Origin of the sequence: Streptomyces sp. CAU 1734 (genome assembly GCF_039888735.1) — a bacterium.
Lineage (GTDB): Bacteria > Actinomycetota > Actinomycetes > Streptomycetales > Streptomycetaceae > Streptomyces.
This window is the reverse complement of the sequence record NZ_JBDQQP010000021.1, coordinates 32235-56005: the sequence shown is the minus strand read 5'-3', so window position 1 is coordinate 56005 and position 23771 is coordinate 32235. Positions and strand designations below refer to the sequence as shown.

Sequence of the window (23771 nt, the reverse complement as noted above, 5' to 3'; positions counted from 1 at the left end):
GGGTGCATGAGCCATACACGCAACCCTTCGGTCGTCTTCGATCTCGACGGCACGCTGGTGGACAGCGAGCCCAACTACTACGAAGCCGGACGGCGGCTGCTGGCCGAGTACGGAGTGACGGACTTCGGCTGGGAGCGGCACACCGATTTCATCGGCATCGGCACCCGCGAGACGCTGGAGGCGCTGCGCGCGGAGTACCGGATCGACGCGCCGGTGGCCGAGCTGCTGGCCGGGAAGAACCGCCACTACCTGGAGCTGGCCGCCGCGTCGACCGAGGTCTACCCGGAGATGCGGGCCTTCGTGGAGCTGCTCCACACCGCCGGCGTACCGATGGCGGTGGCCTCCGGCTCCTCCCGGGCCGCCATCGCGGCGGTGCTCGCCGGGACCGGCCTGGACGCCTTCATCCCGGTGACCGTCTCGGCGGAGGAGGTCCCGAGGGGCAAGCCCGAGCCCGACATCTTCCTCGCGGCGGCGAAGCTGCTGGGAGCGGCCCCGTCGGACTGCGTGGTCCTGGAGGACGCCCCGCCGGGCGCGGCGGCGGCCCGGGCGGCGGGGATGCGGTGCATCGCGATCCCCTACGTCGCCGCGACGGCCGGGGACGCGGCGTTCGCCTCGGCGGATCTGCTGTACGCGGGGGGCCAGGCGGAGTTCACGGCCCGCTCGGCCTACGGGTGGCTGGGCCTGCCCTGAGCGGGCCGATGGGGTCCGCGTGCCCTTGCCCGGGGGCGCGAGTGCCCTTTCCCGGGGCTCCGCCCCGGCCCCCGCGCCTCAATCGCCGGCGAGGCTTGGTTTGGTGCTGTTGTCTGTTGGTGCGGGCGGGTGCGTGAGCGGTGTCGCGTCGTCGCCCCGCGTCGTTCGGGTCGCCCGGGGTGCGGGCCTACAGACGCCTTCGGCGCCTTGCAGTGCCTCGGGCCCTTGTCCAGCCCGGTCGTGTCCGGGGCGCGGGTACGGGGCGGGACACCGTCGCATTGGTTCGGCCCGGGGGTCCTCCGGGCTCGACTCCTCAGAGCCGGCGGAACTCGGGTCCTTGCTTTGCGTACCCGGGTCTTACCGCCGGCTCTTCCGGGGACGACCCTGCACACCCCCTCCACGAGCATCGCCCGATAAGCGGCCCCCGATCGCAAGCCGCTTGTTTCCGGTGCGGGAGCGCCCGCCCAGAGGCACCCGCCCACTCTGACGCCCATCACGATCCGGCCTCCGCGTGACGTTCCGGACCGGGGTTCCCCGCCTTGTGAAACCGTCTCGGAACGCGCGGACAGACAGACCACTGTGATCACGCACTGGGGTCACTCGCGGAAGGGGGGACGCGCAGGAGCGGTACTGGGGCATCAAGCGTGATTTGTGGCGCAAACCCGAGTGAACAAAACAAGACCGGGTGCGCGCGCCGTAAATCATGCAGCCCCAGTACCGAACCGGAGCGGCACCCAACCCGCACACACAAGAACCCCACCCGGGCATACGGGCAACCCGCACACACCCAAGCCCAGCCGGGCGATTGAGGCGGCGCCCACCCCGGGTCAGGGTGACCAAAACCCCGCCCCGCCAGCGGCAGACGCCGGGCCCGGGCTGGAACCCCGCAAACGCACACCGTCCGCGAAGCGGCTTAGTGGAAGGGGGAGCCCGCAAGCGCGGACCGCGCCTTGGGTATCGTCGCTTCCGGAGGTCAGATCAGTGAGTGCGAGCCAGCGGATCCGAGCGGCCGGTGCCTGGGGGCATCTGCTGCTCGTCGTCGTGCTGGCGCTGGGCGTTTTCGCGATGCACACGACGGGTCATCCGGAGACCGGCTCCGGTGCCGCGCACGCGGCCGTCGCGAGCGGCACCGCCGGCCCCGGCACCCCGGCGTCGGGCACAGCAGCGGGCACGGCACCGGACACCACGGCGGCCACCGCACCCGGCGCCCACACGGAGGGCGGCCACGCGGAGGGCATGGCGATGGACATGTCGTCGCTCTGTGTCGCCGTGCTCACCACCTGGGCCCTCTTCGCTCTGCTCCGGGCCGCGTTCGGCCGCCGGGCGGAGTGGCTGGTGGCGCTGCGCGCCGCCGTCGTGTCCGCGGTGCGGCCCAATCCTCCGCCGCCCGGGCCGGATCTCATACAGCTGTCGGTACTGCGGATCTAGACCGCCTGCCGCGCGAGCGCTTCCCGCTGCCCGCGCACTCGTTGAGCAGGCGTTACCCGTAGATCAGCCGAACAGTTCGAGGTTCCCGTGAACACCGTCAGCACCACCCCGCGCGCCGCGCGGGCCCGTCGCCGTATCGTCCTGGCCGCCGGCGTCACCGCCGCCGGGCTGCTCCTCGCCGCCTGTGGCGGCGGGGGCGGCATGAGCGGCATGGACCACGGCGACGGAGGCAAGAAGTCCGCCGCGCCGAGCTCATCCGCCGCGCCCGCCGGGGAGAACCCCGCGCCCGGCGCCTTCAACGACGCGGATGTGATGTTCGCGCAGATGATGATCCCGCACCACGAGCAGGCCCTGGAGATGTCCGCGCTGGCGGACGGCCGGGCGAAGGACCCCGAGGTCGTGAAGCTCGCCGCGGAGATCGCCGGGGCGCAGGATCCCGAGATCCGGAAGATGACGTCATGGCTCGGGGCCTGGGGCAAGCCGGTCTCCGCGGGTGACGCGCATGCCGGCCACGGCTCCGAGGGCTCCGGCAAGCCGGCCATGGCCGGGATGATGACCGAGAAGGACATGGCGGAGCTGAGGTCCGCCGAGGGAGTGGAGTTCGACCGGGCCTTCGCGCGGCTGATGGTCGCCCATCACAAGGGCGCGGTCGAGATGGCCGAGGAGGAGCGGAAGAACGGCCGGAACGCCACGGCCAGGAAGCTCGCCGACGAGGTGATCGCGAACCAGTCCGCCGAGATCGCGGCGTTCGAGAAGATCCTCGCGCGGCTCTGACCCCGGCCGCCGCCGGTCTCCCGCCCGAGCGGGGGGAGACCGGCGGCCCCGTACGCCCGTACCCGCGCACCTCACCCACATGATCAGGAACTCATGAACAAGCGTCAGACCGCGCTGTCCGCATCCGCCGCCGCGCTCGCCCTCGTACTCACTCTCGGCGCCTGCTCCGGCGGGGGTTCGGACGCCGCCCCGGGCGGGCCGTCCGCGGCGATCAGTCACATCCACGGCGTCGGCGTGGGGCCGGACGACGGCAAGCTCTATGTCGCCACGCACAATGGCGTCCACACCCCGGACGCGAAGGGTGAGCCGCAGCTCGTCGGCGACCGCCGGGACGACTTCATGGGCTTCACCATCACGTCCGACGGCACCTTTCTGGCCAGCGGCCATCCGGCTCCCGGCCGGGACGCCCCGGGCAATCTCGGTCTGATCGAGAGCACCGACTCCGGCAGGACCTGGAAGGACCGGTCGCTCGTCGGTGAGGTCGACTTCCACTCACTGGAGTACGCGCACAAGACCGTGTACGGGTACGACAGCACCAATGGTCTGCTGCGGGTGAGCAAGGACGGGGTGCGCTGGGAGAAGCGCGCCGAGCTGGCCGCGCTGGATCTGGCGGTGAGCCCCCGCGACCCCGAAAGGGTGCTCGCCACCACCGAGTCCGGGCTGGTCACCAGCGCCGACGGCGGTCGCACCTTCGGCCCGGCCGGGAAGGCCCGGCCGGTGTATGTGTCCTGGGCCGCCCCGGACGCCCTGTACGGGGTGGCGGCGGACGGCGGGCTGAGTCTGAGCGGTGACGGCGGCCGGAGCTGGAAGCCGGCGGGCAGGGTCCCCGGCGGGGCTCCCCAGGCGCTGACCGCGATCGACGCCCGGCGGATCGTGGCGGCGACCCAGGACGGTGTCTACGAGTCCGCGGACGGGGGCCGGAGCTTCGCCAAGCGGCTCTCGGTCACCTCGGGCGAGGGCCACTGAGCCCCCGGCCGGACCGCACCGGGCGCGGTGCGGTCCGGCCGGCCGAGATGCGGGGGTACCCGGCGCGGCCGAGATGCGGGGGTGCCCGGCGCGGCGTTGACTGGGCACGGGCGGAGCTGTCCACGGGAGGTCCCATGAGGACACCGGCCGAGCGGGCGAGCCGGGGAAAGGCGGCGCGCAGGGCCGTGCCGAGGTCGTCGCACGGTGCCTGGGCGGTCTCCGCGGACCGGCCCGATCCGGTCGAGACGCTGACCCGGCAGGGCATCGACCGGGTGCCGGAGCTGCTGCCCATCCGCCACGGGAGGATGGCGGCCTCCCCGTTCGCCTTTCTGCGCGGCGCGGCGGGGGTGATGGCCGCCGACCTGGCGGCGCTGGAGAACACGGGTCTGGCGGTCCAGCTCTGCGGTGACGCCCATCTGCTGAACTTCGGGCTGTACGCGTCCCCCGAGCGTGCCCTGCTCTTCGATCTCCAGGACTTCGACGAGACACTGCCGGGCCCTTTCGAGTGGGATGTGAAGCGGCTCGCGGCGAGTGTCGCGGTGGCCGCGCTGGAGAACACGCACTCCGCCGGGCAGGCACGCCGCGCGGCCGGGGAGGCGGCCGGGGCGTACCGGCGGACCATCCGGGCGCTGGCGTCGGCCGGCGAGCTCGATGTCTGGTATGCCCGGATCGACACCGCGGATGTCCTGCCGCTGGTGCGTCCGGCCAACCGTGAGCGGGTGGCGGCGGAACTGGCCCATGCCCGGCGGCGCACCAGTCTTCAGGCCCAGCGGAAGCTGACCGAGGTGGTGAACGGGCGGCGCCGGATCATCAGCGATCCGCCGCTGCTGGAACCGGCCGGGGCGTACGACCGGAACACGATCGGCAAGATCTTCGCGGATTACCGTTCCACTCTCCCGGAGGACCGCCGGAGGCTGCTGGACCGGTTCAGGGTGGTGGATGTCGCCCGGAAGGTGGTGGGGGTGGGCAGTGTCGGCACCCGCTGCTTCATCGTGCTGCTGACCGGCCGGGACACCGGGGATCCGCTCTTCCTCCAGATCAAGGAGGCGGGCCGGTCGGTGCTGGAGGAGTGGCTGGGCCCGAGCGCGTACGGCCATCACGGGCACCGGGTGGTGGCGGGGCAGTCGCTGTTGCAGGCGGCGAGCGACATCTTCCTCGGCTGGGTCACCGGGCCGCACGGCCGCCACTTCTACTGGCGGCAGTTCCGGGACATGAAGGGGTCCGCCGATGTCGAGGCGATGGCACCGGGGACGCTGCGCCGGTACGCCGGGCTCTGCGGCACGGCGCTCGCGCATGCCCATGCCCGTTCGGGCGACCGGGTCGCCATCGCCGCCTATCTGGGCGGCGGCGATGCCTTCGACCGGGGTGTCGCCGAGTTCTCGCTGCGGTACGCCGGCCAGAACGCCGCCGACCACGCCGCGCTGGCCTCGGCCATCGCCGCCGGGGTGGTGCGGGCGACACCGGGCGTCTGACCCCGGCGGGCGGACGGTACCGGAACAACCGCTCAATGGGAATGTGCACTTCCCGTTGTCCTGCGCGGTGGGCGACGGGAAGCTTCAGTCGCCACCGGGGCATCGGCTCCGGTGTTCCCGATGGAGTGGAGTACGTACCGTCATGTCCTTGCGAAGAACTCTCGCCACCGCCGCGGCGGTTGCGGCGCTGATGGGCGCCGGAGTGCTGACCGCGCCGGCCGCGCAGGCCGATCCGTATGTGCCCAAGTGGGTTTCGTACGGCCCGCACTCGTCGTACGAGCACTGCCTGCGCATCGGCCACCACCTGGCCGACGATCTGGGCATCATCAATGAATGGCGCTGTGATTCCCACTGGCCCTATCAGCTGTGGGCCCTGAAGTAGCCCGATCCGCCACCCGGACGACCGGCACCGGCTGAGCACCACCGGAGCCGCCGGCCGGCGAGCGGCCCCGGGCCCGTATCTTCCTCCCGGGCCCGAACTCCCCGCCCCTGGAGCGCTGTTCCGGGGCCGGCCGCGGGGAGTGCCGGGCGTGCTGGAGACCCCGTGGAGAGTTGGTCCAGACCCATTGACGGATGGTCCAGACCAAATCTACGGTGATGCCCATCACACCACCACGTACGTCTCCAGGCCCCCACGTCCAGGAGGTGATCGTGTCCCCCCACCCCCACACCCCCACACCCATCCCCACTCGATGTAGCGCCGCCCTCCCCAGCGGTGTTCACGGCACCTTCCCCCCTGGCCGCTCCGGCCTGCCCTGCCCGTTACCGCACCAACGGCATGCACGGCATGAAAGGAGCACACCGTGATCCGTCACACGCTGCGTCTGCTCGGCGCCGGTCTGGCCCTGGCCTTCCTCGGTCAGATCCCCGCCGCGGCGAGCCCCGCCCCCCTCGCACCACCACCGGCCGAAACCTGTGCCGTCAAGTCCAAGCCCGCCGGCAAAGTACTCCAGGGCTACTGGGAGAACTGGGACGGCGCCAAGAACGGCGTCCACCCGCCGCTCGGCTGGATCCCCATCACCGACAGCCGTATCCGCGCCAATGGTTACAACGTGCTGAACGCGGCCTTCCCGGTCATCCGCTCGGACGGCACCGTCCTGTGGGAGGACGGGATGGACGTCAATGTGAAGGTGCCCACCCCGGCCGAGATGTGCCAGGCCAAGCAGGACGGCCAGACCATCCTGATGTCCATCGGCGGCGCCGCCGCCGGTATCGATCTCAGTTCGAGCGCCGTCGCGGACCGCTTCGTGGCCACCATCGTGCCGATCCTCAAGCGGTTCAACTTCGACGGCATCGACATCGACATCGAGACCGGCCTGGTCGGCAGCGGCAACATCAACCAGCTCTCGGCCTCGCAGTCCAATCTGATCCGCATCATCGACGGGGTGCTCGCCCAGATGCCGTCGAACTTCGGCCTGACCATGGCGCCCGAGACCGCCTATGTCACCGGCGGCAGTGTGGTCTACGGCTCCATCTGGGGCTCGTATCTGCCGATCATCAAGAAGTACGCGGACAACGGCCGCCTCTGGTGGCTGAACATGCAGTACTACAACGGCAGCATGTACGGCTGCTCCGGTGACTCGTACTCCGCCGGGACGGTGGCCGGATTCCGCGCCCAGACCGACTGCCTCAACCGGGGACTGGTCATTCAGGGAACCACCATCCGGGTGCCCTATGACAAGCAGGCACCGGGTCTGCCGGCCCAGCCGGGCGCCGGTGGCGGACATATGTCACCGAGCCTGGTCGCCCAGGCGTGGAGCGGCTACAACAACGCCCTCAAGGGCCTGATGACCTGGTCGCTCAACTGGGACGGCTCCCGCAACTGGACCTTCGGGAACAACGTCAGGAGTCTGCAGGGCCGCTGACCGGCCCGCCGCACCCTCGCGCCGGCGGGACCGGGTCCCGGCCCCGGACCGCCGGCGCGGGACAGAGACGTGGTTGAGGCGTTCCTCCTCCTGGCGCCTCAACCACCCTGTCCCGAAGCCCTCACGGGGTGACCACCGGGAAGTCCGCGACCGGCCGGGTGAGACGGGAGAGCAGCCGGGCGATGAGCTCCGGATCGCCCTCCGTGTCCACCCCCGAGAGCCCCCGCCCCGCCAGCACGGCCGGCAGCAGCGGCCGGGTGAGGGTCAGGGTGAGCCCCGGCGCCGGTTCGCCGCCCGGGGCCCCGCCGGCCGGACGGGACCGGTGGGTCAGCACACCGTTGCGCAGGGTCAGCCGGTGCCGCCGCGCCTCGTCGGTGAGGACCAGATCGATGGTCAGTTCGTCGTCCCAGGCGCTCGGCCCGTCGACACGGACGGCGATCGAGTCGAGCAGCATCTCCGTGGTGAGCGCCCCCACCAGCTCGGGGTTGGTGCTGTCGAGCAGGGCGGCGTTCTCGCCGTGGCGCAACTCCTGCGCGGCGGTGAGATAGAAGTTGCGCCAGGTGCCGTTCTCCGCGCCGTGCCCGAGTCTGGTGTACACCCCGGCCAGCGTCTCCCTGGCCTCGCTGTGCGCGGGGTCGGCGAAGACGACATGGCTCAGCAGCGTGGCGGCGAAGCGCAGATCGCCGTCGGCCGCGTAGACCCTGGCCTTGGCGAGGGCCGGTTCGGTGCCGCCGGCCACCTCCACGTACCGCTTGGCCTGCTCGACGGGCGGGTGCTCCCACAGATGGGCGGGGTTGCCGTCGAACCAGCCCATGTAGCGCTGGTAGATCGCCTTGACGTTGTGGCTGAGCGAGCCGTAGTAGCCGCGTGCGTGCCAGGCCCGCTCCAGGGCGGGCGGCAGCCGCAGGGACTCGGCGATCTCGGATCCGGTGAGGCCGTCATTGAGCAGCCGCAGGGTCTGGTCGTGCAGATAGGCGTACAGATCGCGCTGTTCGGCCAGATAGCCGACCACCCGGTCGTGTCCCCAGGTGGGCCAGTGGTGCGAGGCGAAGGCCACGTCGTAGCCGTCGCCGAAGAAGCCGATCGCCTCGTCGAGATAGCGGGACCAGATCCGGGCGTCGCGCACCACCGCGCCGCGCAGGGTCAGGATGTTGTGCATGGTGTGGGTGGCGTTCTCGGCCAGGCAGAGGGCGCGCCGGTCCGGGAAGAGGAAGTTCATCTCGGCGGGCGCCTCGGTCCCCGGGGTGAGCTGGAAGACCACCCGTACGCCGTCGACGGTCTCCTCCTGTCCCGTGCGGGTGATGTCACGGGTCGGCGGTACGAGGGTGATGGTGCCGGTGGAGGTGGTCATGCCGAGGCCCGCGCTCACCTGGCCGCCGGGCCCCTTCGGCAGCCGGTCCCCGTACATGAAGACGGCCCGCCGGGTCATCGCGGTGCCCGCGTAGACGTTCTCGCTGACGGCGTGCTCGAGAAAGCCCTCGGGGGCGATGACGGGAACGCCGTCCCCGGTGCCCGCGGGCAGTACGCCCCGGGAGCCGCCGAAGTGGTCGCCGTGGGAGTGGCTGTAGATCATCCCGGTGACGGGGCGGTCGCCCCGGTGCTCCCGGTAGAGGGCGAGCGCGGCGGCGGCGGTCTCGGCGGAGATCAGCGGGTCGATGACGATCACCCCGCGCTCCCCCTCGACCAGCGTCATATTGGACAGATCCAGGCCGCGCACCTGGTAGATGCCCTCGGCGACCTCGTACAGACCCTGCCGCGAGCAGAGCTGGGCCTGCCGCCAGAGGCTGGGGTGCACCGTGGCCGGACACTCCGCCCGGAGGAAGGCGTAGGAGTCGTTGTCGTAGACGGTCCGGTCGCCGTCACCGGTCACCACGGCGGGGCTGAGCGCGCCGATGAACCCCCGGTCGGCGTCGGCGAAGTCGGTGGTGTCGCCGAAGTCGGGTCCGCCGGCGGGGGCGGTGACGGGCTCGGGGGCGGGTTCCGGGGCGGGCTGGACACTCATGGGCACTCCGTTCGGCGCGGTCGGCGAGGCCGGGGAGAACGCCCGGGCCGGGGCGGGCCGGGCCGCCCGGGCGATGGACCGGCCGGATCATGCCGGGCATCCCATCTCAGCACTGGTCGCGGTCGCCCGCATGTTGTCGGCGCGCGGCCCGGACCGGCCGGGGAGGCGGGCCGGGGCCCCGCGGCGGCGGGGAAGGGGCCGGCCGGGGGCCCCGGGCCGGGTCGCGGGAAAAGGGGCTCGCGGGCGGGCGGGCCGGGTTTGCCGGTGCCCGGGACGGGCAGCATTCCGGGCCCGTCCGGCGGAGGGGCGCATGCGCCCCGTGCGCGCCCCCGAATCGGACGCACGTTGCGTCGAACTGATGGTCCGATTGGCTGAATCTATGGCCTAATGGGGTTCGGCTCGGTGGCTGCGCGTTACGGCGCACGGGCACCGAGTTCGGTATGCCTGCCCTGCGGAAGCGGGGCGTTGGAGTACTGCCGGACCTGGGGGGTGCCATGGTCGGGAGCGATGCACTGACGGCCGGGCCGACCGCGCGCGATCCGCGCCGGCTGGCCGAAGAGTTACGGTTGCTCGCCGCGGACGCGCGGGTGGCCGTGCACCGCGGGGCGCTGGAGGAACTGGCCGGCGAGATCGGCACACCGGAACTGCTCGCCCGGTGGTCCGGTACCGACCTCGCCGGGATCTACGCGGACCAGGACATGTTCCTGGATGTGCCTCCGGGGGCGGGGAGCGCCGCGGCCGGGGCGGCGGCGCGCGGCCCGGACCGGCGGTGGGCGGTCCGCCGGGAGCGCTGGGCCCGGACGCTCGCCGGGTCCACCGGTGTACTGGTCTTCCTCCCGCTGCTGGTGACCTGGGCCGGACTCGGCGCGGCGGCCTGGTCGTACCAGCGCATGCGGGACACCGGGAAAGGCGGCGGGGAGTCCTTCCTCGCTCTGTGGCAGCAGGGCTTCGACGGCCATCTGTGGCCGGTGTTCCATTTCGATGTCATGGTCGCCCATACCGTGCTGGCGCTCGGCGGCCTGATCACCGCCGCCGCCCTGCGCCAACGGCAGGAGCACGCGGACGACGCCTCCGTACGCCTCTTCGCCGCCCGCCTCGCCGGCGCACTCGCCCAGGTGCAGACACTCGCCGCGCAGGCGGCTCAGACCGAACCGCTGAGGTTCGCCCGCGAGTTGCAGGAGGCGGCTGCCGATCTGCGGGCGCTGGGCGAGCTGGCGGCGGCGCTGCACAAGGAGAGCCGGGACCTGATCGCGCAGGCCCGGCGGACCTCCGCGCTCACCAGGTCGGCGGCCGAGGCCCTGAGCCTCGGGGTGACCGGTCTGCGCACGGCGGCGTCGGCGGTGGAGACCTCCGCGAGCACCGCGTCCAGGGCGGCGAGGGACGCGGGGAAGGGCGCGGAGGTGCTCTCCGCGGAGGTCACCCGGGTGATGGACGACATGGGCCGGGAGGTCCGCGAGGCGGCCCGCACGGCGGCCGGGGAGCTGACGGCCGCCGCCGGGGAGGCGGCGGCGCGGATCGGCACGGCGGCCGGCGAGGCGGCGGCCCGGGAGGAGAGCGCGGCACGGCGCGGCGCGGAGCTGCTGGACCGCACCGCCGAGGCGATGGGCGGCAACCTCGGCTCGGCGCGCGCCTCGCTGGAGTCGGCGGCGGGTGAGCTGGCCGGGGTGGTGGGGCGGCTCGACGGTACGGTCGCGGCTCTTCCCGAGGCGCTGGGGAGCTCCGCCGCCGATGGTGCCGACCGGATCGGCTGGGCGTACGACCAGGCCGTTCTCGCCCTGGCGACCGGTCTGCGCGAGGACGCCGAGGCGGTCTCGGCAGAGCTCGCGGCGCGCCTCGCGCAGTCGCGGGAGCTGGCCCGGCGGTGGGAGGAGGCGGAGGACGCCGCGCGGCGGAGCAGGGCGGAGACGGAGGACGGGCTGCGGTCGGGGATCGCGGAGTTCCGCGAGGCGCTGCGGCGTGTGGTGGCCGGAATCGAGGAGTCGGCGGGGCGGGGCGCGGTGCCGGATTCGATGCCGGTCCCGGTGCCGGTGCCCGGCGCATCGGCGGCGGGCGGTGCGGCGGGGGGAGGCCGCGTCGATCCCGGTGCGGTGGATCCGAGCCCGCTGGATCCGGGTCGGGTGGATCCCGGCCGCGTCGATCCCGGCCGCGCCGATCCCGGCCGCGTGGCGGACGGCGACGGCAGCCCGGATGCCGATGCGGGGCCCGCCGGCAGCACGGCTCCCGGCCCCGTGGCCGCCGGCACCGTCTTGGGCGACCGAGCCGATCCGGGGGCGGGGCCGGGGACGGACGGGGCCGGACGCGCCCTGTCCGGGCCGCGGGCCTCCGCCACCGTGGAGTTCACCCGGCCGCCGGCCGCCCGGGAGCGGCGGTCCGAGCCGGGTCCGGCGGCGGAGGCGGGGCAGCCGGTCACGGCGGGCCCGGCGGGCCCGGCGGCCGGCGGCGTACCGGCGAGCGCGCACCGGGAGCGGGCGGACGGTCACGGGCGGTCCGGGGAGCGGGGGACTCGCGGTCATGAACCGCCCGGGGAGCTGCCGGGGCCTCCCCCCGCCCCCGGGGAGGCCGCGCCGGGCCGGCGCGGCGACGGCGTACCGCTCCCGGCGCCCGGGCCCGCCGATGCGGTGCCGGAGGGATACCGGGACGAGGAGGAGCCGCGCACCCAGCGGCTCCGGCCCGGGGGCGGGCCGGGGCACGGGTCCCGGGCCGGGGCGGAGGAGCGGTGAGGCGGCGGCCCGCCGGGGGCATGGCGCAGGGCGCGGGATGGCTCTTCGCCGATCTGCTGCTGGTCCTCGCCGTGATCGCGCTGGGCGGCCAGTGGGCGGCCCCGGACACCGGCGACCGCGGCGGGGAGGGGCCGGCGGCCGGCCCCACCGCCTCCCGGGTGCCCTCGCCGGGCCCCTCCGGCACAACCGAAGCGGCGAGGCCCGGACTCGATCCGGACAGTGAGGAGTTCACCGTGACCGCGAACGCCCCGGCGGTGGTCGCCGGAGAGGCGGGCGCCCGCCGGGCGCTGCGCGCGAAGATCGCCGACGCGATCGAGGCGTACCCCGGAAGGACCGCGGCCCTGGTGATCATCTGGGGCACGGCGGGTTCCTGCGGCTCCTGTCCCGTCACCGACAGCGCGAGCCGGGTGTACGCCCGGACCGTCGCCGGCCTGCTGCCCTCCGTCGCACCGCGCTTCTTCCCGGCGTACGACGAGGACATCATCCGCGGTTACCGGAACACCACCCGGGGCCGCGCGCCGGGCACCGCCACCATCGAACTCTTCTTCCTGCGGAGCTGAGCCCGGCGGGCCGCCGCGGGCACCTTCCCGGGTCCGGCCCGGCCGGCCCCCGATGCCCGGCGTCACCTTTCCCGATTCCCGAATTCCCCATCCCGAACTTCAGGAATCCGATCCCGACCCCGGCCACGGCCACGGCCCACCGGGCGCATCACGATCACGGAACGAGGAGGAGAACCCCTTGGCTCCCCAATTCAGCCTGGCGGATCTGCGCCGGCTCGCCGACGACACCCGAGCCATGCTCCAGCGGCAGGAAATACCGGGAACGCAGGAGGCCCAGGAGCGTCACGCCGAAGTCGTACGGCTCCAGCGGGAACTCCGGGAGCGGGTGGACAAGCCGGTGACCTTCGGGGTGGTCGGCGAGTTCACCGTCGGCAAATCACTGCTCCTGGGGTCCCTTCTGGGCAAGCCCGACCTTCTCCCGGTCGAGGACCGCAAGGCCACCGGGAACATCACGGTGCTGCGGCTGCACCAGGCCCCGCCGTCCGGCGACACGGACACCGGCACGACCACGACCGCGGAAGCGGACGGGGAGCCGCGGAACCGGCGGACGACCTGGGCCGCCCCCAAGGCCGAGGTGCACTACCTCACCGCCGCGGAGCTCTCGGAGTGTGTGCGGTCCATCATGAGCGACCTCGCCCGCGAGGTGGACGAGGACCATCCGGAGCTCGGCGCCGGGCATGTCCTGGGTGACTACGACCCGTTCACCGACCGGCGCGGCTGGGGCCCGTTCGATCAGTGGACCACCTGTCTGTGGCCGGCCGCCGGCCCCGGCGCGCCCCCTCCCGAGGTGGATCCGGTACGGATCTCGGCGACCCACCGCGCCGCCGCCACCGAGCTCTGCCGGATCCGTGACGCGGTGCTCAGCCAGAGCGGGCTGCTCGGCGCGGAGCGCCGGGTGGACACGAAGCTGGTGCGCAGGGCGCTCGACCACGGGACCGAGGAGCGCATCCCCGGGGTGCGCCCGCTGCCGCGCATCCAGCCCTTCACCGCGGATGAGGTGGAGACCGACGCGGAGGCCCTCGGGCGGAGCTTCATGCTGGTCAAGAAGGTGGTGTACGACGTCCATGTCTCCCCCGCTCACTGGGATCTGCACCGGTTGATCGCCGAACACCCGCTGCAGTTCCTGGACTTCCCCGGGATCGGCGGCGCGGGCTCCTACGGCCGGGACTCCCATCTGAGCCGCGCCGAACTGGCCGAGGTGCACACAACCCTGGTGGTGCTGGACGCCCGGCGGCCGGGCAGCCGGGGCGTCGAGCAGTTCTGGGGGATGCTCGCCCGCGACGAGCGCGGTGCCGATGTGCTCGCCGAGGCAGCCCTGGTCGCGGCGAACGCCTTCGACCGAGTCCTGGTGCCGACCCTCCCGGACATCACACTGCCGCGGGCCGAGCTGCTGCGCCGCTCCGACTCCCTCAACGGCATCCATGTCCATGCGGAGAAGTTCGTCCGGGGCCGGGAGAACGCGGTGGTGCTCACCTCGTCGGTGGCCGCGATTCACCGGTACGGACTGCCGTACGCCGAGCTCTCCCAGGGCACCCGGGATGTGATCGAGGACGCGCTGAACAAGCTGGCCGAGGAGGCGGGTTCACGCTGGGAGGGTACGGCGGCCCGGTTCGCGGAGGCCGACCCGCGGGGCCCGTGGGCGGGCCGGCTGCGCGACGCGGACGAGGACGGCGGCATCGCGGCCCTGCACCGGCTGATCGAGCATCAGCTGCGGGCGAACGGCGCCGCGCAGAAGCTCGACCGGGCGGAGGCGTCCCGGCGGAAGCTGTGGTCGGCGCTGCTCGCGCTCCAGTTCCATGTGCGCCAGGAGCTGGACGGCACGGAGACGGACGCGGCCGAGTACCACGAACTGCTCCTCAGGATCCGGGAGTACCGGCTGCTGCTGCACGAACTGCTCTCGCAGCTGAGGGAGTTGCGCGGACTGCCGGGCCCCGGCACGGCGAGCGCCCGGCGTCCGGAGCCGCCCGGTCCGGACGCGGACGGAGCTCCGGACGGGCCGGCGGACCGCGGCGGGCCCCCGCGGGCCGTGGTCCGGCTGCCCGCCCCGCCCGGGCCGGCGGCGGCCGCCGCCGAGGTGCTGAAGGAGATCTACGACTGGGCCGAGTGGGACCAGTTGATGCGGCGCGCCCGCGCCGACCGGAAGGGGCTGGTGACCAAGAGCCCGGACCCGGACGCGATGGAGCGGCCCCGCAAGATGCTGCCGGGCCGGACCGCCGCGCCCGCCGCCGCGGCGGATTCCACCGCCGACACCTCCCAGGGCTACATCACCAAATTCACCGCCCTGGTCACCGGCCGGATCGCGGCCGAGGAGAGGCGGCTGGAGCAGTGGCTCGGCGCCTGGCGGACGGCGTGGATGGACGCCTTCGCCGATCTGCGGAGCTGGTTCGAGGAGCCGGCGACGGTGTCCCTGCTGGAGGAGGTCCTTCTGACCCATCTCGGGGACCCGGCCGAGGCCGAGAACCGGCTCAGCGCGCTGTGGACCGCTCTGGACCCGGGGTTCGTGGTCACGAAGCAGGCCGGGGAGCCCCCGGCGGGCGGACAGGCCGCCGGCGAGCCGGTCCCGGCGGACGATCCGGCGGAGCGTTTTCCCGCACAGGCCGACCACGCGATGCCCTGGCACCATCTGATGCCCGATCTCGACTCGGTGACGGAGAGTCAGGAACGCCATCCGCTGACGGCGTCGCAGCTGCGGCTGTACGCGGCGGACCAGGGCGCCTCCCTGGTCACGGCGCGGCTGAACCGGCTGCTGGCGTCCCGGGTGGACCCGCTGATCGCGTACTACGAGGAAGCGGCGGGATTCCTGCCCGCCGATGACGACATCCGCCCGCCGGACCCGGAGCCGCCGTCCGCCGACGGGACGGAGCCGGCGGGCTCACCCGGCGGGCCGGACGGGCCGCCCGGAGAGGACCCGGGGTCCGGCGGCACCGCGTCACCGGAAGACGGCGGCAGGCCCATCGACCGGCTGATCACCTCATGGAGGACGCTCTGATGGCCACTCCGTATCTCTCCTTCGAGGTACCGGACCCCGGTGCGGTGCCGGCCGGGTACGTGACACGGACGGGGGACCGCTCCTTCCGTCTGTACGAGTACCAGCGGCGCTATCCGCTCCCCGTGGTCGTCCTGCACCCCGCCCATGAGCCGGGCAGCGCCTATCTCGGCATTCAGCTGCCCGAACGGCTGGTCGTCCGGCCCGCGCCCGGGACGGACCTCCATCCCGCCCTCCCCCGGGCGCTCGGGACCGACTGGTCCTCCGACCGGGAGGGCGCCGCCAAGGTCGCCGGCAGGCTGGTGCTGGTCCGGGACGCCTGGATCAGCGCGCTCCATGTGCACTGGGGCGGCACCCCGCACGGCGGCGGCGCGCGGAACCCCGGTGAGCCGCTGCTGGTCGACACCCGCTGGGAGATCGACTACCAGGGCCCGGCCGGGCGCGACACGCTCAGCCACTCCGTACAGCTGGAATTCGCACCCCCGGGAGAGGAGCCGGCGGCGGTCCCGCAGAGCGATCCCGTACCCGAATTCCTGCCGCTGCGGGAACCGTCCGGCACCCACCATCAGGAGTATGTGGTCGTCGACTTCGGCACCACCGCGTCGACGGTCACCCTCCAGAACGCGGCCAAGCTCCGGCGGCATGCGATCGATCCGGATCAGTGCCGGGCCCTGGGCGCCTTCCTCACCGAACTGCTCACCCTGCCGGAGCACCGCCCGGACGAGCCGGAGCGGGAGAGCGATCCGGGGGCACGGGTCCCCGCGGAGTGGCGTGCGGCCGTGACCGCGCTGCTCGAAGGGGAGCTGGTGCTGCGCGGTTCCACCGAGGAGCGGGTGACGGGGCATCAGGCGCTGGCACTGGTGGCGGAGGGCGGCGAGGAAGCGGTGTCGGCGCTTCAGCTCGCCGTGGAGCAGGCGTACCACCATGCCGGGCGGGAGCTGCGCTCCTGGCTGGTGCCCCGGCTGCATGCCGGATACACCCGGGTCACCGAGACGCCTCCGCTCGATCTGCACGAGCTGCGGCCGGTGGGTTTCCCCGGGGCGGACGGCAGCACCACCCATGCCCCGCCGAGCTGTCTGGTCGAGGTGGCGGGCGGCGAGACGGAGGAGAGCGCGCCGGCCGCGCCGGAGCACCGTGCCTTCCGGCTGGCGGACGAACAGGGCGCGGTCAGCGGACTGAAGCGGCTGGTGATGCGGTCGAAGCCGCCCGGGGTGCCGGGCAGTGATCTCTCCGCGGTCCATCTCTCCCAGTATCTGTATCTGGAGCTGGTGCGCGCGGCCGAGCGGCTGACCGCCGACACCTCGCATCCGGGCAGCACCATCCAGACCGTGATCGTCACCTATCCGACGACCGTGCTGCCCGAGGTGAAGCGGCGGCTCGGGGCCCTGGTGGGCGCCGCGCTCGGGGCTCCCCGGGTGGTCACCGACTATGACGAGGGGCTGGCCGCCGGGCTGTTCTTCGTGATGCGGGAGCTGTCGGGGAATCAGAATCTGGGGCTGGAGGCGCTGCGGGCCCGCTCGCGGAGGGTGACCCGGACACTGCCGCCCGCCGAGGGGGCGGAGCCCGGGACGGGCCGTACGCTGCCGGTGTCGCCGCCGACCTGGCACCGCACCATGCTGGTGATCGACATCGGCGGGGGCACCACCGACATCGCGCTGATCCAGCTCGTCCTGGTCGACGAGACGCCCCCGCGGCCGGACGGCGTACGGAAGGTGGCCGGCCGGCGCTACCGGCTGGAGCCCACTCTCCTCGGCTCGACCGGGCACGAGCAGCTCGGCGGCGATCTGCTCACCCTTCAGGTCTTCTACTGGCTCAAGGCCGTGATGATCGACGCGCTCCTCGAACCGGACGGCGAGGGTGCCGGGACCGGACCGCCGGGCCGGTCGCTGGCGGCGCAGGTCGCCGACCAGGCGGCGCGTCATCTCGACACGATCGTGCATCCGCGTATCAAGGAGACGCTGGACAGCTGCCTGCCGACGTCCTGGGACGTGACGCTGCCGGATGAGCAGCAGGGCCGTCCGCGCGACCGCTTCCACGATCTGTGGCGGCTGGCGGAGGCGAAGAAGCGGGCGCTGAGCGCGGCGGCCGGGACGGGCCCGGACGGCGCGCGGCAGCCGGTGGTGCTGGAACCGCACGAGGTGGCCGAGATCGTCAAGGGCAGGCCGAAGCGGCTGCGGGAGCCGGCGGCGGCGCTGCCGCTCGATCCGGAACAGTTCCGGAAGCTGATGCTCCCGGTCCTCCAGCGGGCCGCGGAGATGGGTGCCGATCTGGTGCGCACCACCTTCACCCGGGAGCACGAGCGGAACGCGGCGGCGGCCGCCGAGGGCCGTGAGACCGGGCCGGAGCCGGTGCTGGACCAGGTGGTGCTCTCGGGCCGCAGCAGCAGTATGGATCTGGTGCGCGGCACGGTGACCGATGTGCTCTCCCGGGCCGATGCGGGCCATCAGCTGAAGTTCGGGTGGAATCCGGCGGCCCTGTCGATCGAGACCGGCTTCGCCGCCAAGCAGGCGACCTCGCTCGGCGCGGCCTGGGCGCACGGCGTACGGGCACGGGCGCGGGTCGTGGACACGGTGCGCGACGGCGACCGGGTCGCGCATCCGCGCATGACCGACCTGGACATCGTCACCCATGGCCTGTTCTCCAGCCTGCCGTGCGATCTGGGGCCGCTGGCCGGGGCGAAGCGGCCGGTGGTGCTGCTGCGTGCCGGGGAGCCGTTCGTGGAACTGGACGAGCGCGGGACGCTCGGTGTGCGCTCCGCGTGGAATGTGCTGCCGAGGATGGTGGAACTGCACCGCATCACCTCGGCGTCGCGGTCCATCCAGTGGGGCAGCTTCGATCTGGTGCTGGCGGCGGAACGCGACCGGATCGATCTGACGACTCCGGTATGGCATCCGCAGCGGCAGGGCGGGGTGCGCTATCTGGTCGAGGTGGACCAGGAGCTGTATCCGCAGATCCTGCTCTGCAACGGCCGCCCGCACTATTTCGTGGACGGCACCCGCCACCATCTGGATCTGGCGGAGCTCGTACCGGGCGCGGTCTTCGAGCCGGATCTGGGACGCTGCCGGCTGCCGGGGCGGCTCTGTGTGAAGACGGCGGACGGCGGGCTGGCGGAGGTGTTCCCGCGGCCGCGGGCCGGTGCCGAGGACGACTGGTTCACCGAGTCCTTCCACCCCGACGCGGAGGGCGGCCGGCGCACGGTGGCCGGGCGGACGGCGGTCGTTCCGGTGCCGCCGATCAGGGGCCAGTACGAATTCCATCTGGACGACGGCGGCGGCAATCCGGTGCGGCTGGACAGCCTGCCGGTGCCGGAGTCGGCCATCCACGGCCGGCAGCGGCTGCACACGGCGACGCTGGACGCGCGCGGGCGGCTGTCGGTCTTCCGGGGGGCGGTGCCGTTCGCGCCGGCGCTCAATCTGCGCGACATGGAGCGCGGCGCCGGGCTGGTGTACCGGCGGCCGATGGACGAGGGCCGCTCCGATTTCCAGGACGAGTGGAACCCGTTCACCGGAGGGCACTGATGACCGAGAAGACCTCTCTCACCCTGGTGCCCCGGGGGGTGACCTGGGCCAAGGCGGCGGCCGGCGAGAGGGCCGGTGCCACCCGCGGTCTGCTGACGGATCTGCTGGATCTGATGACGGAGCTGCTGGCGCTGGAGTCGGCGAGCCGGGAGGTGCTGCTGGAGGCGCTGATCGACTTCCACCGAGCGCTGTCGGCGACCCCGCCGTACGACGAACGGCTCGACGGGGACTCGCCGCTGGCGACGGCGCTGCTGGCCGAGACCGGGCTGCATCTGGGCTATCTGGTACGGGTGGCACGCACATCGGGGAGCGGCCCCGGGGCGGTGAGCGCGGCACCGTCGCCGAACGCACCGGGCCCGTCCGGCGGGACACCGGACGAGCCGGAGAAGGAGGCGCAGACGGAGACAGAACCGGAACCGGAATCGCGAGCGGATGGCGGTCCGGGGGCGCCGGGCGGAGGCGGCTCCGGTACGGACGACACGGGTATCGCGGCGGCGGAAGCGGCGGATCACTCCCCCGGGGCGCGGACGGACAGCGCCGAGGCGGACGGCGGCGCGGACACGGACACGGGAACGGAGGCCGACAGGGACCCCGGCGGCACCGGTCTCGCCATGGACACAGGCGCCGAGTCCGGGTCCGCGTCCAAGTCCGGCTCCGGCTCCGGGTCCGGATCCAAGCCCAAGTCCGGCTCCGGCTCCGGCTCCGGCTCCGGCTCCGGCTCCGGCTCGACGGTCGCCGCGCCGCCCCGGAAACCCGCGAAACCGCTCCCCGGCCGGAAGACGGCGCCCGGCCCCGGGGACCGGCTGATCGAGACCCTCACCCGGCTGCACACCGAACTGACCGCCGATCCGGAGCTGCGGCCGTGGCTCGGCGCACCCGCCCCCACGCTCACCGCCGGCGTCCGCACCCCGCCCCCCGTGCCGCGCACGGTGGACGCCCACTGGGTCCGCTGTCACATGGCGCTGCTCCGGGTCGAACCCGAACAGCGGCTCGTCTGGCACCGGAGACTGCGGGAGGCCATGGAGGCGGAAGGGGTGTACGACGCCCTGCGCGCGGACGCGCCGCCGGGTCCCGACCCGGACGAGAGCATCGACGATCCCGACGTACTCGTCCCCGCTCTCCCCGGCCACTTCCCGGTGGAACGTCTCAGCCTCCGTTCGGGGAACGATCTGCCGCTCGGCCCCGAGGTGCCGGAGAAGATCCGCACGGCGGCCCGTGTGGTGACGGGCGGGGCCTGCCCGCCCGACCCCTCGTCCCCCGAGGCCCGCAGACGGCTCTGGGCGCTGCGCGCGGCCCGGATACTGCGGCTGATCCAGCTGGACCCCCTGCTGACGCTGCGCTGGAAGGGCATCAACCGCGCGGCGCCGACCGCCGCACTGGAGTACTACCCGGGTGAACTGATCACCGAGCTGGGCCGGCTGGTCTCCACCCAGGAGGGCGGGTGGAGCCACAAGGACCGGTTCATGACCGAGCACGCGCTCGACGCGCTGATCGGCTCGGTCCTCCACCCGACGCCCCCGGCACCGGGCAGCTGGTGGTGGCGCTGGCGGAGCGCGCCCTGGCCGGAGATGAGCGCCGCCGCCCGGCGGGGCGGCTTCGAATTCCCGCTGAACCCCGGGGATCTGCGGGTCAGGGAGGAGGTGCTGCGGCTGACCAAGGGCAATGTCGCCGGCCGGAGCGGAGCCGCGGCGAATCTGGTCCAGTGGGTGCTGTACGCCCCGGCCCGGCATCCCGACGACGCCGGCGGCGTCGGTGCCGTGGTCATCCTGCCGGAGAACGAGGGATGACCGCCTCGCGGCCCGGAGCCCCGCCGCCCGGCCGGCGGGGCGAGGCGGCACGGCTGCTCGCCCGGACATCCGCCGGCCGGCGCGGCGGGCTGACCGCTCGGCTCGCCGCCGACGCGACGGCACCGGCGGGCCGCGGGCCGGTGCGGATCGGGGTGCTGCGCGGCCGGCCCGATCCGGGGGTGGCCGGGCTGCTCACCGGCGGGATGACGGAGCCGGGCGGCGCGGCGGAATCCCTGCCGCCGGGCGGGGCGGAGGACCCGGTGCCCCGGTACGGCGGCGTCACGGCCGGCGGTCCCGGGCCGCCGGCGCGCGGCGGGGTGCCGGTGGAGCTGCTGGACATTCCGGCGGGGCAGCCGGACACGGACACGGCGGGTGCGGTTCGGCGGCTGGTCGGCGACTGCCATGCCGTCCTGGTGGTCTTCCCGGCGGACGCCCTGTCCACCCGGCCCGCCGCCGCGCCCGGCACGCGGGCGGAGACGGTGCGCTGGCTGCGCGGCTGGACGGAGGTGCTGCGGGCGCTGCCGTACGGCCCGGTCGCGGTGTACGTCGCTACCACGACCCGGCGCACAGGTGTGGCGTCCATGCCCGATCTGGGCCGCTGGCTGGCTGCCCGGTTCCGGCCGGCCGTCGGCGGCCCGGCCGGATTCCGCCCGCTGGTGCATGCGCTCGCCGTCGACGAGGCCCGGGAGGTCACCGCCCTCCTGGCGGCGGCCGGGTCCGGCGCCCCGGGTACGGTCGCGCCGAACCCGGCGCTGGTGGAGCAGGCGCGCATCGACCGGGTGGGGTGCGGTCTGGCGGAGCTGTCGGACCGTGTCGAGGAGGTGGTGCGGGAGCGGGCCGGGGCGCTTGAAGAGCTCACCCGGCGCCGGCTGGCCGCCGCGTTCGGCGATGTGCGGCTGGTCTGCCGGGACACCGCGGTCACCCGGGGCTGGCCGCTCGGCCCGCTCGACGGCCGCACTCCCCCGCCGGGTGCGCCCCGCGGGGCCGGAGCCGTACCGGCCGCGGGACGGCGGGAGCCGGGACCGCCGGCCGGGACCGGAGCCGGACCGGCCGCGGAACCGCGCGGAGGACACCTCGCACCCGCGAGATCACCGGCCGGGACCGGACACGCGCCAGCCCGGGAACAGCGGAGTGCGGCCCCCGCGCCGGGAGAGCGGGCGGCGGCGACCGGAGACGTACACCCATCGGACGCGCCGGCCCGGCCGGGTCCCGGTCCCGTACCGGGCCGGGAGGAGCGGTGGGACCGCTTCGAGACCTGCGCGGCCGGGCTGCTCGCCACCCGTGCGGGGCGGCGGACGCGGGCGTCCCCGGCCGCCGCGTCCGCGCCGGACCCCGGCACGGCCGCCGCCGGCCCGGCCGGCGAGGACCCGTGCCCCATTCCCGACAGCCGGCCGCGCGGCCGGGAGGAGAGTCCCCGATGATCATCGTGCTCAGTGTGCTGCTGCTGGCGTCCGCGGTGGCGATCGTCCTGCTGGTGCGGAGGGACCGCACCCGGCCGGCGCCCGCCCGGCGGGCCAATCCGTACGGTCCGGCCGCGCACCCGGCCCCGCGGCACATCCCGCCCCCGCCGGTGCCCCGGCCCGTCGCGGGCGACACTGCGGGCACCGACGCCCAGGCGCGCACCATCGCGGCGCTGGAGAGCCGTCTGGCGCAGTGGGAGTCGTCCGTCGAGGAGATCACCGTGGAACGCGACGAGGCGCACCGGCGCGCCGGTGCGTCGGAGCGGCGGGCCGAACAGCTCCGCGGCGACGTGGAGAAGGCGCGGGCGGACATCCGGCGGGCCCAGGGGGAGACCGAGCGGCTGCGCGCCGACGCACAGCTTCTGCGGACCCGGTACGACGAGGCGAAGGCCGAGACGGCGCGCGCCGTGGCGGCGGCCCGGAAGGCGCGCGAGGAGGCGGAGAATCTGCACACCGTCACCTGGTCCGAGGACGAGCAGGAACCGGTGCTCTCCGATCTGGAGGATGTGCGGATGCTCGCGATGGGCGGCAGCATGCTGCCGCCGCTCCCGGAGGCCGATCCCCTGGCCCACGCGGTTCCGCAGCAGTTGCCGCTCAGTCCGGACGCCACCGCGGACAGCACTCTGGACGGGGCCGACATGGGCGCGGTGGTGGTGCGGGCGGCCTCCGTCTGCGGTGACCGGCACCGGCGCAGGCAGCAGCACCGCCGGGACGCGGTACTGCTCCGGATGCCCCTGGGACTGGGTGACGCGACCCTGCTGAGCGCGGTCGCGGCGGGCGCCCCCGATGGCGCGTGGTCGCAGTCGGCGGCGGCGCTCGCCTGCCGGACGCTCTCCGACCAGGTGCAGAACCAGGCCGCTTCGCTGGTGCCGTGGCTGGCCGAGGCCGCCGTGCGGGACATGGCGCCCCCGGGCGAACGGCCCGGCGACGGCGATCCGAAGGCGGGCGACGGCGCGGACTTCGACGCCGATCCCTCCGAGGCGCTGCGGCTGATCACGCGGTGTGTGGGGCGGGCGATGCGGGTGGAGGCGAAGGGCCGGGGATGGCTGCCGGAACCGGGCGCCGATGAGACCGGGACGATGGGGGTGGCGCTGACCGGGCTGCTGTCCCCACTGGGTGACCGTCCGTCACGGACCCATCTGGCCTTCGGTGTCGGTGACGGCATGGTGCTGCGGCTGCGGGACCGGACCTGGTCGACGGTGTTCCCGCTGAGCGATCCCGGCCCGGGCGGAGCGGCCCTGCTGCCGGGAACGGACGCCCTGATGCGGTGGGATCCGATGGTGACCCGGGAGGGGGATCTGCTGGCGGTCTGCACCGGGCCGACGGCGGCCCTGCTGCTGCACGAGGTCACCGGGGAGTGGTACGCCGGGAAGTGGGGTGCCGGGCAGCCCCGGCTGACCTCGTTTCTGCTGCACCTCAACGCCCGTGTCCGGGCGGCCGTGGCGGACCGCAGCCTGATCTGCCTCTGGGACCACTCCTTCGCGACGAACGCGGCCGAGGCGCGCCACGCGCTCCGGTGACCGGCCGGTGCCCCGGGCGCGGG

At 74.0% G+C, this 23771-nt stretch carries 15 protein-coding genes; 14 read left to right on the top strand and 1 reads right to left on the bottom strand.

Annotation, left to right across the window (positions count from 1 at the left end; genetic code table 11):
• Positions 1-6 precede the first annotated feature (6 nt).
• From AAFN69_RS31035 to AAFN69_RS31005, 7 genes are all read left to right on the top strand, one after another.
• Positions 7-690 (top strand): HAD family phosphatase, encoded by a 684-nt coding sequence (locus AAFN69_RS31035; RefSeq protein ID WP_347732214.1) that lies wholly within the window; start codon positions 7-9, stop codon positions 688-690.
• A gap of 981 nt (positions 691-1671) precedes the next feature.
• Complete coding sequence (locus AAFN69_RS31030; RefSeq protein WP_347732213.1) at positions 1672-2118, top strand: DUF6153 family protein; 447 nt, start codon at positions 1672-1674, stop codon at positions 2116-2118.
• Positions 2119-2205: 87 nt separating this feature from the next.
• Positions 2206-2892: a DUF305 domain-containing protein gene (locus tag AAFN69_RS31025; RefSeq protein WP_347732212.1), complete on the top strand. Its 687-nt coding sequence runs from the start codon at positions 2206-2208 to the stop codon at positions 2890-2892.
• Positions 2893-2985: 93 nt separating this feature from the next.
• A complete protein-coding gene (locus tag AAFN69_RS31020; protein ID WP_347732211.1) occupies positions 2986-3858 on the top strand; it encodes a F510_1955 family glycosylhydrolase in 873 nt (290 codons plus the stop codon).
• A gap of 134 nt (positions 3859-3992) precedes the next feature.
• Positions 3993-5330: a DUF2252 domain-containing protein gene (locus AAFN69_RS31015; protein ID WP_347732210.1), complete on the top strand. Its 1338-nt coding sequence runs from the start codon at positions 3993-3995 to the stop codon at positions 5328-5330.
• A 142-nt stretch (positions 5331-5472) separates the two neighbouring features.
• Entirely contained in the window at positions 5473-5712 is a 240-nt protein-coding gene (locus AAFN69_RS31010) for a hypothetical protein (protein WP_347732209.1), read from the top strand.
• A gap of 424 nt (positions 5713-6136) precedes the next feature.
• Positions 6137-7195, top strand: a complete 1059-nt coding sequence (locus AAFN69_RS31005; RefSeq protein ID WP_347732281.1) for a chitinase — start codon at positions 6137-6139, stop codon at positions 7193-7195.
• Between the two features lie 121 nt (positions 7196-7316).
• On the opposite strand, the gene AAFN69_RS31000 is transcribed toward AAFN69_RS31005, so the two are convergent.
• Entirely contained in the window at positions 7317-9197 is a 1881-nt protein-coding gene (locus tag AAFN69_RS31000; RefSeq protein ID WP_347732208.1) for an alkyl sulfatase dimerization domain-containing protein, read from the bottom strand.
• Between the two features lie 494 nt (positions 9198-9691).
• On the opposite strand from AAFN69_RS31000, the gene AAFN69_RS30995 reads away from it, so the two are divergent.
• The 7 genes from AAFN69_RS30995 to AAFN69_RS30965 all read left to right on the top strand — a co-directional run bounded on the left by AAFN69_RS30995 (position 9692) and on the right by AAFN69_RS30965 (position 23748).
• Positions 9692-11917 carry a hypothetical protein gene (locus tag AAFN69_RS30995; protein ID WP_347732207.1) on the top strand — a complete coding sequence of 742 codons (2226 nt, stop codon included), beginning with the start codon at positions 9692-9694 and terminating at the stop codon, positions 11915-11917.
• Positions 11914-12477: a hypothetical protein gene (locus AAFN69_RS30990; RefSeq protein WP_347732206.1), complete on the top strand. Its 564-nt coding sequence runs from the start codon at positions 11914-11916 to the stop codon at positions 12475-12477. Before AAFN69_RS30995 ends, AAFN69_RS30990 begins: the two co-directional genes overlap by 4 nt.
• Before the next feature lie 178 nt (positions 12478-12655).
• On the top strand, positions 12656-15466 hold the full coding sequence (locus AAFN69_RS30985) for a hypothetical protein (RefSeq protein WP_347732205.1): 2811 nt from the start codon (positions 12656-12658) through the stop codon (positions 15464-15466).
• Entirely contained in the window at positions 15451-18981 is a 3531-nt protein-coding gene (locus tag AAFN69_RS30980; RefSeq protein ID WP_347732204.1) for a hypothetical protein, read from the top strand. The genes AAFN69_RS30985 and AAFN69_RS30980 overlap by 16 nt, the downstream gene beginning before the upstream one ends.
• The gene (locus AAFN69_RS30975; RefSeq protein ID WP_347732203.1) at positions 18981-20768 is read left to right on the top strand and encodes a hypothetical protein; all 1788 of its coding nucleotides are present in this window, start codon (positions 18981-18983) and stop codon (positions 20766-20768) included. Before AAFN69_RS30980 ends, AAFN69_RS30975 begins: the two co-directional genes overlap by 1 nt.
• Positions 20765-22189, top strand: a complete 1425-nt coding sequence (locus AAFN69_RS30970; RefSeq protein WP_347732202.1) for a hypothetical protein — start codon at positions 20765-20767, stop codon at positions 22187-22189. Before AAFN69_RS30975 ends, AAFN69_RS30970 begins: the two co-directional genes overlap by 4 nt.
• On the top strand, positions 22186-23748 hold the full coding sequence (locus tag AAFN69_RS30965; protein ID WP_347732201.1) for a hypothetical protein: 1563 nt from the start codon (positions 22186-22188) through the stop codon (positions 23746-23748). The genes AAFN69_RS30970 and AAFN69_RS30965 overlap by 4 nt, the downstream gene beginning before the upstream one ends.
• Positions 23749-23771: the final 23 nt, after the last annotated feature.